Consider the following 16613-nt stretch of genomic DNA (forward strand, 5'->3'; position numbering starts at 1 on the left):
CCAGCTCCCACCGGAACACCCACGGGTGCACCCGGCACACCCGGAAGCGGTGGCAGGGCCGTACCCGCATCGCCGACGATCGGCGCACCGGGAACGCCCGGCAGAGGCGGGCCCGCATTGACAAGAGGTGTCGCGACGGGCACCCCCGGCACGGGCGGCGCCGGCGGCGTCACGCCCGCGACGGGCGTCACCGCAGCGCTCGGAGGTACCGGCGGAACAGGAGGCGTGCCAGCTCCGCTCGGCACGACCGCCGGCACTCCGGGAGTTCCCGGCGCGGGCGGCGTGACACCGGACGACGACGCGGACACCGACGCCGGCGGTCGCGGCGGTGTCGGCGGCAGGCCTGCCGACGATGAACTGGCGGGCGGAACGACGACGGGCGGCGTGGGCTGACCCGGACCGGCGGTGAACGACGACGCAGCGTTCTGCAGAGCCTGCGGAATGTCGGCTGGCCGACTGGCGATTTGCTGGAGGATGCCCACGCACGGCACACCACCCCGGCCGGGGTCCGCGGCGGCAATCGGTGTCAACATCGGCGCGCTCAAGAACATCCCCGCGCTGCCCATCATGACAACGACGATGCCCTTCTTGGTCCGTGACATGCGCTCCCAGTCCTTCTGCGTCGTGCTGCAATTCCCATCAGTTACTGGGCTTACTGAACCGACAATTTCGAGAATCACCGACGCGACAAATCCGGCGTTACGCAACCGTTGCCAAGGAGAAGCGATCCCGTTGTGATCGCCTCGCGCTGACCTGGGGTTATCCATTTCTGCCATTTCCCGGGACGCCAACCTCCGAAGGCGCTGTGAGTTTTCACCCACCGCTCGACGCCGGCGAACCGGCCGATCCGGCGTCCAGCGAACACCTTTCTCGCAAACCCGCCTGCCATCGTTGCGCCAGTGCACTTTTCGCGCACAGGATCGATCTCGGCGGTCACACACCGCCACGTCGCGCACCGGGGCGGTCCGCCCGGCTGCGTCAGCGAGCGATCAGAGATCGGCGTTCAGGTCGGCGTTGCTGAGGATCACGAGGGCCACGTCACACCGGATAGGGACCATTGACCCTGTCCCGGCGCTCACGCACCGCGCAGTCTGACAGCGGACCAAGTGGAGGTGCGATGACTTCGGCACAGATCGGATACGAGCCGATCGTCGGTGCGTTGCAGGTGGCCTGCCGGGCACCGTCGTTTCACAACACGCAGCCGTGGCGCTGGACACTGACCGGAAGCACCGTCGACCTGTATCTCGACCCGTCCCGCCGAGCCGAGACCGCCGACCGCAGCGGGCGCCAAGCATTGCTGAGCTGTGGCGCCGTACTGGACCACTTCCGGGTCGCCATCGCAGCAGCGGGATGGCATGGTGCGGTCACACGCTTTCCAGATCCGGACAACTCGCCCCACCTTGCCCGCATCGCAATCTCCCCGGCAGCCTCGACGAGTTCCGAGATGCGTCGCCGCGCCGACGCGATCATCGCGCGCCGCACGGACCGCCTGGCATTTCTCGAACCTCCCGAAGCCACGGACGACCTGGTAGCGGCATCCGCACACGCCGACGCTGTCCGTCTCGACGTCATTGCCAATGACCGCCGGGCGACGGTGGCGGAGCTCTCACACCTCACCGACGCCGTCCGGCTGTTCGACAGTAGGTATCACTCCGAACTCAATTGGTGGACAGACACTTTCGCCTCCGATGTCGGTATCCCAGCCAGTGCGTTGATCTCCGCGCCCGAGAGCGACCGTGTCGCGGTCGGACGCAACTTTCCCGTCACCAATCAGCCCGAACGGCGCACCCAGATCGGCGAGGACCGCGCACACATTCTTGTCGTGTCCTCCGTCGACGACTCCGCAGATAGCGTATTGCGTTGTGGTGAAGCGCTTTCAGCGCTTCTTCTCGACGCGACGATGTCGGGACTGGCGACGTGCATCGTGACTCACGTGACCGAAGTCGACGCCGGGCGAGATGTCCTGGCGTCGCTGATCGGTGATGACGCGATTCCGCAGGCACTGGTCCGCATCGGGCGGGCGCCCGCGCTCGAATCAGCACCGCCGCCGACCCCACGGCGAGATGTGCACGACGTGCTGCACCTGCGCCAGGAGACGCAGTGAATTCCGGGGCCGCCCCAGCAGTGGTGGTGGGCATCGACGGGTCGCCCGCCGCGCTGGATGCCGCCCTGTGGGCCATCGACGAAGCCGAACACCACGGTGTCCCGCTGCACTTGATGTTCGTCATCGAACCCACCGATCCAGATGCGCAGGCGCAGAGAATGGCGTGCGCGCAGGCGGCCGTGAAAGACGTTGCGGGCGCGATCGAATCGACTGGTCGGCAGGTCGGGATCGAGATCAGCATCGTGCACGGGCGTCCGGTGGAGACCCTCTTGCGAGCGTCGCGGTCGGCGCTGATGCTCTGCGTCGGGGCCCGGGGGCTGCGTCATTCGACACGGGGCCGTATCGGCTCCACCGCGGCAGCGCTGTCCGCCGCGGCGCAGTGCCCGGTCGCCGTCGTGCGCTCTCGCCGAGTGCACCGCCGCGAGCGACGCTCCGTTGTCGTCGAGCTCCCCGACCGTTCCGCGGCGGGCCTGCTGCTCGACCGAGCGTTGGAGGAGGCGCAACGGCGCAATGCCGCACTGCGGATCCTCGCATCGTCCTCCCGCACGGCCGACGTCCAGACGCAATGGGAGCGTCGCCTCGCCGAATCACGGCGCAGATACCCTCAACTCGACATCAGCTCGGTGAGTTGCGATTCTGACGCCCTCGGTTACGTGGCGGCCAACGCCGACGACGTCGCGCTGATGGTGACCAGCCGAACGCGTCGGGGTGGCCTGAGGGAGCTCCTGGGCGCACCCGGCAACGCCGCGCTGCGCGATACCGACTGTTCGATCCTGATCTGCGGTCCGCAGACCGCACTGTGACACGGAGGGCAGACCGCTGAACGATGGCTCCGCGAGCAAGGTGACGGTGTTCCTCGTCGATGACCACGAGGTCGTGCGTCGCGGCCTGATCGAACTTCTGGGCGCCGACGAGGAACTGGACGTCATCGGTGAGGCCGGCTCGGTGTCCGAGGCGTTGGCGCGGGTGCCGGCCACGCAACCCGATGTCGCCGTGCTGGACGTCCGACTGCCCGACGGCAACGGCATCGAGCTGTGTCGTGATCTGTTGTCCCGCATGCCGAACCTGCGCTGCCTGATGCTGACCTCCTACACCTCCGACGAGGCAATGCTCGACGCGATCCTCGCCGGCGCCAGCGGATACGTCGTCAAGGACATCAAGGGCATGGAGCTCGCCCAGGCCATCAAAGACGTGGGAGCCGGACGATCACTGCTGGACAACCGCGCCGCGGCCGCGTTGATGGCGACGGTCCGCGGCGACGGGCGCGCCAACGATCCCCTCTCAGGACTCACAGAACAGGAACGGGTCCTGCTCGATCTCCTCGGTGAGGGGCTGACCAACCGTCAGATAGCCGCTCGAATGTTCCTGGCCGAGAAGACGATCAAGAACTACGTCTCACGGCTCCTGGCCAAGCTCGGCATGGAGCGGCGCACGCAAGCCGCGGTGTTCATCTCCAAACTCGCGCAGCAGCGTGCCAACCAGGGCGGTGATCCGCCGAGATAGGTCAGCCGGAACGCAGCCATACCGCGGTGTCCGGCGGCAGAACCGTCTGCACACCCGCCGCTGAGGCCAGCACCACCGACCCCGATTCGGGCAGCTTCACCGCGACGTCGCCGGTGTTGACCCAGCACTGCGCGGCCCCACGTTCGAAGGCGACGACGCCGGCGGGCGTGGTCAGCCATTTGAGATCGCCTGCGTCGTGCCACAACTGTGCGCGCAGACCGAGAGCGCGCCGGTACAGGTTCAACGTGGAGTCGGCGTCGCGGTCCTGCGCCTCCACACTGTGCTCGGCCCAATGCCCCGGTTGCGGCAGCCACGTGACTGCGGAGGGATCGGCGGCGAAGCCGTAGGGCACATCAGTCGCCGTCCACGGCAACGGGATTCGACACCCGTCGCGGCCGACGTCGGTGAATCCGGACTGCACCCACGTCGGATCCTGGCGTACCTCGTCGGGGAGGTCTTCGATCTCCTCGAGAGCGAGCTCCTCACCCTGGTAGATGTACGCCGTCCCGGGCAACGCGAGTTGGACCAGTGCCGCCGCACGGGCGCGACGCCGGCCGGTCACGTGGTCGGGGTCCTCGACAGCCCATCGCCCCCGCTCCCAATCCGTCTCGATCAGGTGTCCGGGTTGTGAGCGCGAAAACCGGGTGACGGTGCGGGTGACGTCGTGGTTGGACAGCACCCACGTCGGCGGCGCACCGACCGTGGCGGCCGCGCTGATCGCGTCGTCGACAACGCTCCGCAGCACCTCGGCACGCCACGGGGCCCGCAGGAAGTCGAATTGAAATGCGGTGTGCAGCTCGTCGGGTCGCAGGTATCGGGCCAACCGTTCGTTGCTCGGCACCCACGCCTCGGCGATGAAGATGCGCTCCGGGGTGTAGCGCTGCGCCACTGCCCGCCACGCGCGGTAGATCTCGTGCACGCCGTCCTGGTCCCAGGCCGGGTGCCCCTCGCGCGACTGCACCAGACTTTGTGCCGCATCGTCGGGATCGGCGGTGTCGGGCAGGCCGTCGCCCTTGATCATGCCGTGCGCCACATCGATGCGGAAGCCGTCCACACCCCGGTCGAACCAGAACGCCAGGATGTCTTCGAATTCGGTTCGCACCTCGGGGTTGTCCCAGTTGAGATCCGGTTGACCGGGCGCGAACAGATGGAGGTACCACTGCCCGTCAGGAAGCCGGGTCCACGCCGGCCCACCGAACACGCTCTGCCAGTTGTTCGGCGGCTGAGCGCCGTCAGGGCCGCGACCGGACCGGAAGTGGTAGCGCTCCCGCGCCCCCGGTTCGTCGGCCACCGCCGCCCGGAACCACGCGTGGTGGTCGGAGGTGTGGTTGGGCACGATGTCGAGCAGCACACGGATGCCCTGATCGTGCGCCTCGGCGATCAGTGCCTGAGCCTCGTCCAGGGTGCCGTAAGCCGGTTCGATGTTGCGATAGTCGGCGACGTCGTAGCCGGCGTCGGCCATCGGCGACGGGTACCAAGGGTTGATCCAGATCGCGTCGACGCCCAGCTGTGCGAGGTACGGAAGCCGACTCCTCAGACCTGCGACATCGCCGACCCCGTCGCCGTTACCGTCGGCGAAGCTGCGGATGTAGACCTGATACACGACGGCGGTCTGCCACCACGGGGACTCGGCGCGGGTCACGGCACTCCTTTTCAACACGTGCGAACGTGCGTCCACGGTAGTGAACGCAGGGACGTCACGACAGCTGAAGCACTTTCGCTGCCCACCGCCGACGCATGCCGCGCCGATACGTGACCACAGCGCAGGAGTTCCTGTGAACTGTGACACACTCGTCGCTGTACCGAATGTGCTGGTCGTGGGCCCTCATCGGAACCGCGACGTCATAGACGAGGACGAGATGAAACGAATTCAGTTCGCCCGCGGGCGACGACGTCGGGCGTTAGCGCTGGCAAGCGCGCCTCTGCTCGCCGCCACCTTATTGTCCGGGTGCGGCAGCGACGGCGGGCCTCCGACGCTGACGTGGTACATCCTCCCCGACAACGGCGGCTCTGCCGCGCGAGCCCAGGAGTGCGAAGCCGCCTCGGGCGGCGCCTATCGGGTGCGTATCGAATCGCTGCCGTCGACGGCAACCGCTCAGCGGGAGCAAATGGTGCGCCGCCTCGCCGCCGGGGACACGTCGATCGATCTGGTCAGCATGGACGTGGTGTTCACCGCCGAGTTCGCGAATGCGGGCTTCCTGCGGCCGTACACCTCGGAGGAAACCGGGCGCCTGACCGCCGGAATGCTGCCCGCCCCGGTGAAAACCGGGATGTGGGAGGACAAGCTCTACGGCGCACCGTACAAGTCCAACGCGCAGCTGCTCTGGTACCGCAAGTCGGCGGCCGCCGCAGCCGGCGTCGATCCGACGAGCCCCACCTTCACATGGGACGAGATGATCAAAGCCGCTGTTGGACAACAGAAGAAGGTCGCCGTTCAGGCGCAGCGCTACGAGGGCTACACCGTGTTGATCAACGCGCTGGTGCTCAGCGGCGGTGGCGCCCTGCTCGAAGATGTCGAGGCCGGCCGCAACGCCAAACCGTCGCTGGCCAGCCCGGCCGGCGAGAAGGCCGCCGAGATCGTCGGCACTCTCGGGCGCTCCCCCGCGGCGCCGTCGGATCTGTCGAACGCGTCAGAGGAACAGGCGCGCACCAACTTCCAGTCCGATCAGGGCATGTTCATGGTCAACTGGCCCTACGTGCTGGCCGCGGCGCGCAGCGGTGTCAAGGACGGGACTCTCGACCAGTCCGTCGTCGACGACATCGGCTGGGCCCGTTATCCGCGGGTGTCCCCCGACCGTCCCAGCGCACCACCTCTCGGTGGTGCCAACCTCGGAATCGGCGCCTACAGCAAGCACCCCGATCAGGCGGTCGCCCTGGTCGAGTGCATCAACGCCGAACCCAAGGCCACCCAGTACATGCTCGACGAGAGCGAGCCCTCGCCGTACGCCGCGTCGTATGACGATCCGAAAATCCGCGAGCAGTACGCCAACGCCGACCTGATCCGCGAATCGATCGGCGACGGCGGACCTCGGCCACCGACCCCCTTCTACACCGACATCTCGGGCGCGATTCAGCAGACGTGGCATCCGCCGGCCTCGGTGAACGGCGACACCCCGGAAAGGACAGACCAATTCATGGCTGACGTGCTGGCGGGCAGGCGCCTGCTGTGACGACGCTCCAGGATCCGCCGCTGCAGAAAGAGCCAGGACAACCCTCGGTCAGTGAGCGCGCCAAAGGTGAACGTCGGCTCGGTCTGTATCTGACCCTGCCCTCGTACGTGGTGATGCTGCTGGTCACCGCCTACCCGCTCGGGTACGCGCTGGTGTTGTCGCTGTACAACTTCCGGCTGACCGACCCGGAGGGTCGCAGTTTCGTCGGTTTGCGCAACTACGGGGTGATCCTCACCGACCCGGTGTGGTGGAACGACTTCGTCACCACGCTGGCGATCACCGTCGTCACGGTCGCCATCGAACTGGTGCTCGGCTTCTGGTTCGCCTTCGTCATGCTGCGCATCGTGCGCGGGCGTGGGCCGCTGCGCACCGCGATCCTGATTCCCTACGGCATCGTCACCGTGGTCTCGGCGTTCATCTTCCGCTACGCCTTTGCGACCGACTCCGGGTTCGTCAATCAGTGGCTCGGTCTCAGCGAATTCGACTGGTTCGGCGACCAGTGGTCGGCAATCTTCGTCATCTGCCTGTCCGAGATCTGGAAGACCACGCCGTTCATCTCGCTGCTGCTGCTCGCAGGGCTGGTGCAGGTCCCCGAGGACATGCAGGAGGCCGCCAAGGTCGACGGCGCCACCGCGTGGCAGCGACTGTGGAAGATCACCCTGCCGAACATGAAGGCCGCAATCATGGTGGCCCTGCTGTTCCGCACGCTCGACGCCTGGCGCATCTTCGACAACCCGTACGTGATGACCGCGGGCGCGAACAACACCGAGACCATCTCGTTCCTTGCCTATCGGCAGAACGTCACTCTGGTCAACCTCGGCATGGGGTCTGCGGTTTCGGTGCTGCTGTTCCTGTCCGTGGTGGCGATCGCGTGGATCTTCATCAAGGTGTTCAAAACCGACCTCTCGCAAGTCAGGGGTGACCAGTGACCAAGAGCACCAAGTGGTGGACGATCGGTGGCATCATCATCGTCATCTACAGCTTCGTCCCTCTGCTGTGGATGATCAGCCTCGCATTCAAACCGCCCTCGGACATCGTCTCCGGGAAGCCGCAATTCCTGCCGAGCACCTTCACGCTGGACAACTTCGCCCAGATCTTCAGCAATGAACTGTTCACGCGGGCGCTGATCAACTCGATCGGCATTGCGATCATCGCCACGTTCATCTCGGTGATCATCGCGATGTTCGCCGCGTATGCCATTGCGCGACTGGAGTTCCGGGGGAAAAAGCTGCTGCTGTCGCTGGCGCTGGGCATCGCGATGTTCCCACAGGCCGCACTGGTGGGTCCGCTCTTCGACATGTGGCGCGGGTTGGGAATCTACGACACCTGGATCGGCCTGATCATCCCCTACCTGACCTTCGCACTGCCGCTGTCGATCTGGACCATGTCGGCGTTCTTCCGTCAGATCCCCTGGGAGATGGAACACGCCGCGCAGGTAGACGGCGCGACGGCGTGGCAGGCGTTCCGCAAGGTGATCATCCCGCTGGCGGCGCCCGGGGTGTTCACCACCGCGATCCTGACGTTCTTCTTCTGCTGGAACGACTTTCTGTTCGCGATCTCGCTGACGTCGACCGACAGTGCCCGTACCGTGCCGGCGGCGCTGGCGTTCTTCCAGGGCGCCTCGTATTTCGAGTCGCCTGTCCCCTACATCATGGCCGCGTCGGTGATCGTGACGATCCCCGTCGTCATCCTCGTTCTCATCTTCCAGCGGCGCATCGTCGCCGGTCTGACTTCCGGAGCAGTGAAGGGATAACCCCATGGCAGCAATCACGATGCGCAATATCGTCAAGAAGTACGGTGACGGCTACCCCGCCGTCAACGACGTCAGTCTCGATGTGGCCGACGGCGAGTTCATGATTCTCGTCGGGCCATCGGGCTGCGGGAAGTCCACGCTGCTGCGGATGATCGTCGGGCTGGAGGACATCAGCTCCGGGGACATGCTGATCGGTGACAACCGGGTCAACGACAAGGCGCCGCGGGACCGAAACCTGGCGATGGTGTTCCAGAACTACGCCCTGTACCCGCATCTGACGGTGTTCGAGAACATCGCGTTCCCGCTCCGCCTGGCGGGCAAGCTCTCCGACGACGAGATCCGCCAGCGCGTCAACGACGCGGCCAAGACACTGGAACTGGGCGAGCACCTGGATCGCAAGCCGGCCAACCTGTCCGGTGGTCAGCGTCAGCGCGTCGCGATGGGCCGGGCGATCGTCCGGGAAGCCGACGCGTTCCTGTTCGACGAGCCGCTGTCGAATCTCGACGCCAAGTTGCGCGGTCAGATGCGCACCGAGATCCTGCGGCTGCAACGCAAACTCGGCGTCACGACCGTCTACGTCACCCACGACCAGACCGAGGCCATGACCCTCGGCGACCGGGTGGCCGTGCTGAAAAAGGGTGTGCTGCAGCAGGTCGCCAGCCCGCGCGAGCTCTACGACCAGCCGGTGAACCTCTTCGTCGCCGGCTTCATCGGGTCGCCCCCGATGAACTTCGTGCCCGCACGGGTTCGCGGCGATCAGCTCGAGTTGCCGTTCGTGACGATCCCGCTGCGCGACGAATGGCGCGATGCCGTCTCTGACGGCACGCTCTACCTCGCCGGGATCCGGCCGGGCGCGTTCGAGGACGCCGAGTTCGTCGACGACGACAAGCGTTCGCGCGGAGTGACGTTCGATGTCACCGTCGACATGGTCGAGTGGTTGGGCAACGAGCAGTACGCCTTCGTTCCGTTCGACGCGACGCCGGAGATCAAGCAGCAGCTGGCCGAGTTGGCCCAGGATCTGGACAGCGAGCAGCTGCGAACCCAGCTCTGCGTGGAACTCGACCCGCTGAGCCGGGTTCGCGCCGGAGACAAGGCCACGTTGTGGCTGGACGCCGAGCGGCTGCACCTGTTCGATCCGCAGAGCGGCGAGAATCTCACGCGGACAAGCCAGTCCAGTGGCCGGCACGCGGCGTCCGCCGGCTGAGCCGACGAGCGAATCCGGTCATGGCCGCTCCTGAGCTGCGGCTGCGGGCTCCCTGCCCGGAACTGCTGGTGTTGCCGTGGGAGCGGCCGCTGGCCGAGTGGGCCGCGCCGGAGGTCCCGCTGCGCGATCTGCCGGTGGGGCCCAGCCGCCACCTGGTCCGGTTCGTCGAGTGTGACGGTGAGCTGTGGGCACTCAAGGAGCTGCCCCCACGGATCGCGCGCCGTGAATACGAGGTACTGCGGACGCTGGAAGACATGGGGCTCAACGCCGTTCGGCCCGCCGGGCTGGTCTTTCAGCCCGATTTCGACACCGCGATCCTGCTGACTCGCTACCTCACTGGCTCGTGGCAGTACCGCCGGATGTTCATGCGCCTGCCGCCCGATGCGCCAAAACACCGGGCCCGGCTGTTCGACGCGATGGCCACGCTGTTGGTCGAGCTGCACCGCCACGGCGTGTTCTGGGGTGACTGCTCGCTGGCCAACACGTTGTTCTCGCGCGACGGGCAGGTGCTGCAGGCGTTCCTCGTCGATGCCGAGACCAGCGAGGTCCATCCGACTCTGTCGAACGGCCAGCGCACGCAGGACATCGACATCACCGTCGAGAACGTGGCCGCAGGCCTGCTCGATGTCGCCGCCCGGCTGGATCGGCCGGAGCTGGAGCCAGGCTTCATCGCCGAAGCACTGGCGATCCGCGAACGGTACGAACAACTGTGGGAGTTGCTGCACGCGGCGCCCACATTCGGCTTCGCCGACCGGTACCGGGTGGAGGGCACGATCCGCAAGCTCAACGAGCTCGGCTTCGCGGTCGACGAGGTGTCCCTGCAACCGGTCACCTCGGGCGCCGACGAACTGCGTCTGCACGTCGCCGTCGGTGACCGGCGGTATCACGCCACGCAGCTGCAGCGACTCACCGGCCTGGAGGTCGGCGAGGGGCAGGCCCGCATTCTGCTCGGCGACCTGCACGCCTATCAGGGTCAGTTGTGCCGGGAGGTCGGCCATGACGTCGACGAGCGCACCGCAGGACAACTCTGGGTGATGGAAGTGGCCACGCCCACGATGCATCGGGCGCACGCCGCCGTCGGACGGGCAGGGACGCCGATCCAGGCGTATTGCGATCTGCTCGAGGTGCGCTGGCTGCTGTCCGAGCGCGCCGGCCAGGACGTCGGCACGGAGCGGGCACTCCATGCCCTGGCCCGCAGGGTCGTGCCGTCGGAGTCGGCGGCGCAGCTGGCCGTTGTCGAAACCCCCACCGAGCCGTTCTCCGTGCTCGACGACGATTAGCTCAAGCGGAGGCTCCGCCGCGATCAATCCGCAGATGTGGTTCAATGCTGCCAATCTATCCGCATCTGCGAAAGGCGACTTCATGCCGGCGATCCGGATCAAAGAGGCCGCCACCCTGCTCGGCGTCAGCGACGACACGGTGCGCCGGTGGATCGACAGCGGCGCACTGGCCGCGACGACGGACGACGCCGGGCGCAAGGTGATCTCCGGGGCGGACCTCGCCGACTTCGCCGTTCGGCACTCCGCGCCGCCGCCCGATCCGTTCGGTGTGGCAAGCTCGGCGCGCAACCGCTTCGTCGGGTTGGTGACCAAGGTGACCTCCGACCGGGTCATGAGCGAGGTTCAACTGCAGTGCGGACCCTTCACGGTGGTGTCGCTGATGAGCACGGAATCGGTCACCCAGCTGGGACTGGAGCCGGGAGTCGTCGCCGTCGCCGCGGTGAAGGCCACCACGGTGATCGTCGAGACGGCGGGGCAACGATGAGAGCTGTCCTTTCGGCCGCGCTGATCGTGACGGCGATGGCCGCTGCCGGCTGCTCGTCGCCCGCCGAGAACACGGGCATCACCGTGTTCGCCGCCGCCTCCCTCAAGACGGTGTTCACCGAACTGGGCACGGAGTTCGAGAAGGACCATCCCGGCACCACCGTGACGTTCAGCTTCGCCGGGTCGTCCGATCTGGTGACCCAGCTGACGCAGGGAGCGTCGGCCGACGTGTTCGCCTCTGCCGACACCAACAACATGACCAAGGCCGAGTCCGCGGGGTTGGTGTCCGGCAAGCCCGTGGACTTCGCAGCCAATCAACTGACGATCGTGACGCCGCCCGGAAATCCCTCCCGCATAGGTTCTTTCGCCGATCTCGCCCGCAGCGGAACACAGGTGGTGGTGTGCGCGCCGCAGGTTCCGTGCGGCGCGGCCGCAGAACGGCTGGAGAAGATCACCGGGGTGACGCTGACCCCGGTGAGTGAGGAATCCTCGGTCACCGACGTGCTCGGCAAGGTCACCTCGGGGCAGGCCGACGCAGGGCTGGTGTACACCACCGACGCACGCTCCGCGGGCGCCAAGGTCGACGCGATCGCGTTCCCCGAATCCTCTCAAGCCGTCAACACCTATCCCATCGCCGTCCTCAACAACGCGGAAAACAGCTCGGCAGCTCAACAATTCGTGGATCTGGTCACCGGTGCGCGCGGGCGCGAGGCGTTGGCGGCGGCCGGCTTCGCGGCACCGTGACCCGACGACGGCGGGCCGGAGGCGCGGTTCCCGTCGGACTACCCGGGTGGATCTACCTCCCGGCACTGCTCGGCGCCGCGTTCCTGATCGTTCCGCTTCTGGCAATCGTCGCGCGGGTCGACTGGGCACACTTCATCCCCCTGATCACCTCCGAATCTGCGCGAGCTGCATTGGTTTTGAGTATCAAGACCGCCGCGGCGAGCACGTCCCTGTGTGTGCTGCTGGGGGCGCCGATGGCTCTCGCGCTGGCCCGCAGCCGCCTACCCGGTCGATCGGTGGTACGCGGGCTGATCCTGCTGCCGCTGGTGCTGCCACCGGTGGTCGGCGGACTCGCGCTGCTCTACACCTTCGGCCGGCAGGGTCTGCTGGGTCATCAGCTCGAAGCGCTCGGGCTGCGGGTGGCTTTCTCCACCACCGCGGTGGTGCTCGCACAGACCTTCGTCTCGCTGCCGTTTCTGGTTCTCAGCCTCGAAGGCGCGTTGCGCACCGCGGGGCAGGGATACGAGCAGGTAGCCGCCACACTGGGCGCCAGCCCCACCACAGCGCTGCGCACCGTCACCGTCCCGCTCGTGTGGCCGGGCCTGGTCTCGGGCGCCGTGCTCGCGTTCGCTCGGTCGTTGGGTGAGTTCGGCGCGACCCTGACGTTCGCGGGTTCGCTGCAAGGAGTGACGAGGACGCTTCCGCTGGAGATCTACCTGCAGCGCGAGGCCGATGCCGACGCCGCCGTGGCGCTCTCCCTGCTGCTCATCGCCGTCGCCGCGGTGATCGTGGTGGTCACGGCGGGACGACGGTCGGCGGGGTCGGCGGGGTCTCTGGCATGAGTGCCGTGGACGCCCGCCTGGTCCTCACACAGCGCGGGGTCGACCTCGAGGTCGCGGTCGCCGACGGCGAGGTGATGGCGGTGCTCGGGCCGAACGGGGTGGGCAAATCGACTGTCATGCAGGCCATCGCGGGCCTCGTCCGCCCCGACAGCGGCCACGTAAGGATCGGCGACGACGTCGTCACCGACGTGCAGGCGGGCGTCTTCGTGCCGGCGCACCGGCGAGGGGTCGCACTGCTGGCCCAACGGCCCCTGCTGTTCCCGCATCTGAGTGTGGTCGCCAATGTCGCCTACGCGCCGCGGTGCCGCGGCCTGTCCCGGCGGGCCGCGGCCAGCCGGGCGCGCCACTGGCTCGACGCCGTGGACGCCGGTCACCTGGCCGAGCGCCGGCCCGCTCAGCTGTCCGGTGGGCAGGCTCAACGCATCGCGCTGGCGCGGGCGCTGGCTGCCGAACCGCGAGTCCTGCTGCTCGACGAGCCGTTCGCGGCCCTGGATGTCGGCGCGGCGGCGGCGTTGCGGCGAACGGTGCGCGATCTGCTCCGACAGGAGTCCCGAAGCGCGCTGATCGTCACCCACGACGTCCTCGACGCGCTCGCGATCGCGGACACCGCAGTGGTCATCGAGGGCGGTCGTGTCGTCGAGCGCGGGCCCGTGCGTTCGGTGCTGACCGCTCCGCGCAGCGATTTCGCGGCGAGCATCGCGGGGATGAACCTGGTGTCCGGTGTGGCCGGCCCGGGAACTCTGCGTACCCCGTGGGGCCTCGAGCTCGCGGGTACCGGCGACGTGGAACACGGGGCAGCCGCCGTCGCTCTGTTCTCCCCGGCTGCGGTCGCCGTCCACACCGAACGCCCGCGGGCCAGCCCCCGCAACGTCATACCGACCACCATCGCCGACGTGGTGCTGCGCGGCGACGCGGTGCGCATCCGGGGCGCCGACCTGGCCGACGGCAGCCCCGGGCTGGCCGCCGATGTCACTCCCGCGGCGGTGCTGGATCTGGGTCTCGAGCCCGGTCAGCACGTCTTCTTCGTCATCAAGGCGCAGGAGATCGGCCTCCATCACGCACCGCACCGCACGCCGCGAGCCGCCCCCGATCCACCGGGCGCAGTGCGCTAGCGTCAAAACCCGCGCCCGGCACGTCGACATTTGCTGACAAAGCACGTCGGGCACGAGATAGTTAGCAGTATGGGAGCGTTGTGGACATGGGCCGGTTCCCCCGGCGGGTGATCGCGCTGGTCATCGCGCCGGTGGCGGGGGTTCTCGTCCTCACGGCGCTCCTTGTCATGGGGCAGGTCATGGGGCAGGCCGCGCCGGACGCGCGCATCGCCGACGATCTCATCAACCTGGCGCTGCTGACCTATGCCACCGTGTGCGCGGGATTTGCCGCCCGGTATGCGTCCGGGCGGCTTCGACGGGCGTGGGGCCTGATGGCGGCGGCCCTGTCCGCCTGGACAGTGGGCGACGCGATCTGGTTCGTCTACGAGGTGATCCTGCGCCAGGAGGTGCCCGTCCCCTCGGTCGCCGACGGCTTCTATCTCGTGTTCGCAGGTTTGGCGACCGTCGCGATGACCCAGTTCGTCGCCGAGCCCATCCAGCAGTCACGACTGCGCATCGTGCTCGACAGCGTCACCGTCACTCTGTGTCTGTTTCTCCTGGCGTGGATCCTGGTGCTGAACGACGTCTACGACGCGTACCGCGACGACCGGACCGCCGTCGTCGTGGCGTTCCTCTACCCTGCGGCCGACATCGTGATGCTGACGATTGCCGTGGTGACGCTGATGCGCTCCACCGGCGGTCAACGCGTCTCGATCAGCCTGCTCACCGCAGCCATCACGGTGATGGCGATCGCCGACAGTGCCTACGCCGGTCTGGTGGCCCAGGACCGCTACCAGTCCGGCGATCTGATCGATGCGGCGTGGGCGGGGGCAGCGGCACTGTTCGCCGCGGCGGCGGTGATCAGCAGTGCAGCGCCGACCCCTCGCGCGCCCGGCCTGCCGTCGCCGTCGAAGGCGTCTGTGTGGCTACCCTTCGTGCCCCTGCTGCTGGCCGGAACGATCGGGCCGGCGATCCTCTTGTCCGGCCTCGAGCGGTTTTTGGTGCCGGCCCTGGTCACGGCGGTGTGCATTCGGCAGTCCGTGGCGGCGTGGGAGAACCGTCGGCTGGTGCAGGCCGCCGCGGACCACGCGCTCCAGGACCCGCTGACAGGATTGGCGAATCCGACGATGTTCGGCGAGCGGCTGGCGCACGCGATGATGCTGCGGGCGCGCATCGACCGCTCTGTCGCGGTGCTCGCTCTCGACCTCGACGATTTCCGCCTGATCAACGAGAACCTCGGCCACGATGCCGCCGACAGGTTGCTCGTCGATGTGGGGCAACGGCTGTCTGACACGGTGCGCCCCGGCGACACCGTGGCCCGCATCGCCGGCGACGAGTTCGCGATCCTCCTCGAAGGGCCCTACGACGCGTCGGACGAGGTGGCCCAGAAGGTCAGCGCCGCGTTCGACATTCCGTTCAGTGTGGACGGGCAGGACATCCTGCTGCGGCCCAGCATCGGCGTCACGGTCGCGTCCATGACCGAACCCGATCTGGTGGCCGACACCGTGCAACGGCGCGCGGTCGTCGCCATGCAGGCGGCCAAGCGCGCCCGGTCGCGTGACGTGCACTCGTTCACGGCCGACATGATGGCCGCTGACGGTGACCTGGCAGAACAGTTGGCCGAGCGGCGCAAAGGCACCGGCGGCGCCGCTGAGCTGCAGCTGCTGGGCGAGCTACGCAACGCCATCGACCACAACGGCCTCGGAGTCGTCTACCAACCCAAGATCTCCCTGGTGACCGGCGAGATGGTCGGGGTGGAGGCGCTGCTGCGGTGGCCCCATCCCCGGTTGGGCACTCTGTTGCCCGACGCGTTCATCGGCCTGGTTCGCGAGCGCGGGCTGATCCAGCGAGTGACCCGGATCGTGGTGGACCTCGCCCTCGACGATGCGGCGCGCTGGCACGCCAAGGGGCTGAGTATGCCGGTCGCGGTCAACCTGTTCGCGCCGTGTCTGCGTGAGACCGATCTGCCCGAACTGTTCTGCGAAGCGCTGGACAGCCGCGGGCTGGACACGGATCTGCTGACGGTCGAGATCACCGAAGACGTGGTGCTCAGTGACATGAAGACGGTGACCGCGGTGTTGGGTCGGCTGCGCGCCCGCGGCATCCGCGTGGCGATCGACGACTTCGGCAGCGGTTACTCGTCGCTGTCGTATCTGCGCGACCTCCCGATCGACGAGGTGAAGCTCGACCGTCACTTCGTCGCGCCTGTCACGACCGACACCCGGGCGGCAGCTGTGGTCCGCGCGGTGATCGACTTGACGCACGACTTGGGCATCACCGTCGTCGCCGAGGGAATCGAGGACGAGCAGACCGCTGAGTGGGTGCGGCAACACGCCTGCGACATCGGCCAGGGCTATCTGTTCGGCAGGCCGGCCGGAGCGGCTGACATCGCGGTCAGAGCCACCTCGGGCACGCACGCCTGACGCGCCGGGCCACCCGGAGCAGGTGAGCCCCGACACC

At 67.7% G+C, this 16613-nt stretch carries 14 protein-coding genes and 1 pseudogene; 13 read left to right on the top strand and 2 right to left on the bottom strand.

What is annotated here, in order from left to right; translation table 11 throughout:
- Nucleotides 1-602, bottom strand: a pseudogene (locus tag ACZY1G_RS27605) (hypothetical protein); the annotation flags it as partial.
- 515 nt (nucleotides 603-1117) lie between these two features.
- On the opposite strand from ACZY1G_RS27605, the gene ACZY1G_RS27610 reads away from it, so the two are divergent.
- From ACZY1G_RS27610 to dosR, 3 genes are read left to right on the top strand one after another with little or no spacing between them, the layout of a single operon-like run.
- A complete protein-coding gene (locus ACZY1G_RS27610; RefSeq protein ID WP_463824140.1) occupies nucleotides 1118-2104 on the top strand; it encodes an Acg family FMN-binding oxidoreductase in 987 nt (328 codons plus the stop codon).
- Nucleotides 2101-2907: a universal stress protein gene (locus ACZY1G_RS27615; protein ID WP_463816632.1), complete on the top strand. Its 807-nt coding sequence runs from the start codon at nucleotides 2101-2103 to the stop codon at nucleotides 2905-2907. The genes ACZY1G_RS27610 and ACZY1G_RS27615 overlap by 4 nt, the downstream gene beginning before the upstream one ends.
- A gap of 40 nt (nucleotides 2908-2947) precedes the next feature.
- The gene (dosR, locus tag ACZY1G_RS27620) at nucleotides 2948-3607 is read left to right on the top strand and encodes a hypoxia response regulator transcription factor DosR/DevR (RefSeq protein WP_463816633.1); all 660 of its coding nucleotides are present in this window, start codon (nucleotides 2948-2950) and stop codon (nucleotides 3605-3607) included.
- 1 nt (nucleotide 3608) lies between these two features.
- On the opposite strand, the gene ACZY1G_RS27625 is transcribed toward dosR, so the two are convergent.
- Nucleotides 3609-5249 carry a glycoside hydrolase family 13 protein gene (locus ACZY1G_RS27625; protein WP_463824141.1) on the bottom strand — a complete coding sequence of 547 codons (1641 nt, stop codon included), beginning with the start codon at nucleotides 5247-5249 and terminating at the stop codon, nucleotides 3609-3611.
- Between the two features lie 217 nt (nucleotides 5250-5466).
- Here ACZY1G_RS27625 and ACZY1G_RS27630 point away from each other — a divergent pair, with 217 nt between their 5' ends.
- The 10 genes from ACZY1G_RS27630 to ACZY1G_RS27675 all read left to right on the top strand — a co-directional run bounded on the left by ACZY1G_RS27630 (nucleotide 5467) and on the right by ACZY1G_RS27675 (nucleotide 16576).
- The gene (locus tag ACZY1G_RS27630) at nucleotides 5467-6777 is read left to right on the top strand and encodes an extracellular solute-binding protein (protein ID WP_463824142.1); all 1311 of its coding nucleotides are present in this window, start codon (nucleotides 5467-5469) and stop codon (nucleotides 6775-6777) included.
- Nucleotides 6774-7706: a carbohydrate ABC transporter permease gene (locus tag ACZY1G_RS27635; RefSeq protein ID WP_463816636.1), complete on the top strand. Its 933-nt coding sequence runs from the start codon at nucleotides 6774-6776 to the stop codon at nucleotides 7704-7706. The genes ACZY1G_RS27630 and ACZY1G_RS27635 overlap by 4 nt, the downstream gene beginning before the upstream one ends.
- Complete coding sequence (locus ACZY1G_RS27640; RefSeq protein WP_463816637.1) at nucleotides 7703-8530, top strand: carbohydrate ABC transporter permease; 828 nt, start codon at nucleotides 7703-7705, stop codon at nucleotides 8528-8530. The genes ACZY1G_RS27635 and ACZY1G_RS27640 overlap by 4 nt, the downstream gene beginning before the upstream one ends.
- Nucleotides 8531-8534: 4 nt before the next feature.
- Nucleotides 8535-9734, top strand: a complete 1200-nt coding sequence (locus ACZY1G_RS27645; protein WP_463816638.1) for an ABC transporter ATP-binding protein — start codon at nucleotides 8535-8537, stop codon at nucleotides 9732-9734.
- A 20-nt stretch (nucleotides 9735-9754) separates the two neighbouring features.
- Entirely contained in the window at nucleotides 9755-11014 is a 1260-nt protein-coding gene (locus ACZY1G_RS27650) for a DUF4032 domain-containing protein (protein WP_463824143.1), read from the top strand.
- 82 nt (nucleotides 11015-11096) lie between these two features.
- Complete coding sequence (locus ACZY1G_RS27655; RefSeq protein WP_463816640.1) at nucleotides 11097-11498, top strand: TOBE domain-containing protein; 402 nt, start codon at nucleotides 11097-11099, stop codon at nucleotides 11496-11498.
- Nucleotides 11499-11533: 35 nt separating this feature from the next.
- The gene (gene modA, locus ACZY1G_RS27660) at nucleotides 11534-12241 is read left to right on the top strand and encodes a molybdate ABC transporter substrate-binding protein (RefSeq protein ID WP_463817169.1); all 708 of its coding nucleotides are present in this window, start codon (nucleotides 11534-11536) and stop codon (nucleotides 12239-12241) included.
- Nucleotides 12238-13062, top strand: a complete 825-nt coding sequence (locus tag ACZY1G_RS27665; RefSeq protein ID WP_463824144.1) for an ABC transporter permease — start codon at nucleotides 12238-12240, stop codon at nucleotides 13060-13062. Before modA ends, ACZY1G_RS27665 begins: the two co-directional genes overlap by 4 nt.
- Entirely contained in the window at nucleotides 13059-14174 is a 1116-nt protein-coding gene (locus tag ACZY1G_RS27670) for a sulfate/molybdate ABC transporter ATP-binding protein (RefSeq protein WP_463816642.1), read from the top strand. Before ACZY1G_RS27665 ends, ACZY1G_RS27670 begins: the two co-directional genes overlap by 4 nt.
- Before the next feature lie 86 nt (nucleotides 14175-14260).
- Nucleotides 14261-16576, top strand: a complete 2316-nt coding sequence (locus tag ACZY1G_RS27675) for a putative bifunctional diguanylate cyclase/phosphodiesterase (RefSeq protein WP_463816643.1) — start codon at nucleotides 14261-14263, stop codon at nucleotides 16574-16576.
- The last annotated feature ends 37 nt before the right edge of the window (nucleotides 16577-16613 follow it).

The organism is Mycobacterium sp. IDUB_5, from assembly GCF_055419565.1.

What these genes read in the sequence shown, in the direction of transcription:
- ACZY1G_RS27645 (WP_463816638.1), top strand. Translation starts at nt 8,535, where the DNA reads ATGGCAGCAATCACGATGCGCAATATCGTCAAGAAGTACGGTGACGGC.
- ACZY1G_RS27655 (WP_463816640.1), top strand. Translation starts at nt 11,097, where the DNA reads ATGCCGGCGATCCGGATCAAAGAGGCCGCCACCCTGCTCGGCGTCAGC.
- modA (WP_463817169.1), top strand. Translation starts at nt 11,534, where the DNA reads ATGGCCGCTGCCGGCTGCTCGTCGCCCGCCGAGAACACGGGCATCACC.
- ACZY1G_RS27610 (WP_463824140.1), top strand. Translation starts at nt 1,118, where the DNA reads ATGACTTCGGCACAGATCGGATACGAGCCGATCGTCGGTGCGTTGCAG.
- ACZY1G_RS27630 (WP_463824142.1), top strand. Translation starts at nt 5,467, where the DNA reads ATGAAACGAATTCAGTTCGCCCGCGGGCGACGACGTCGGGCGTTAGCG.
- ACZY1G_RS27675 (WP_463816643.1), top strand. Translation starts at nt 14,261, where the DNA reads ATGGGCCGGTTCCCCCGGCGGGTGATCGCGCTGGTCATCGCGCCGGTG.
- ACZY1G_RS27670 (WP_463816642.1), top strand. Translation starts at nt 13,059, where the DNA reads ATGAGTGCCGTGGACGCCCGCCTGGTCCTCACACAGCGCGGGGTCGAC.
- ACZY1G_RS27650 (WP_463824143.1), top strand. Translation starts at nt 9,755, where the DNA reads ATGGCCGCTCCTGAGCTGCGGCTGCGGGCTCCCTGCCCGGAACTGCTG.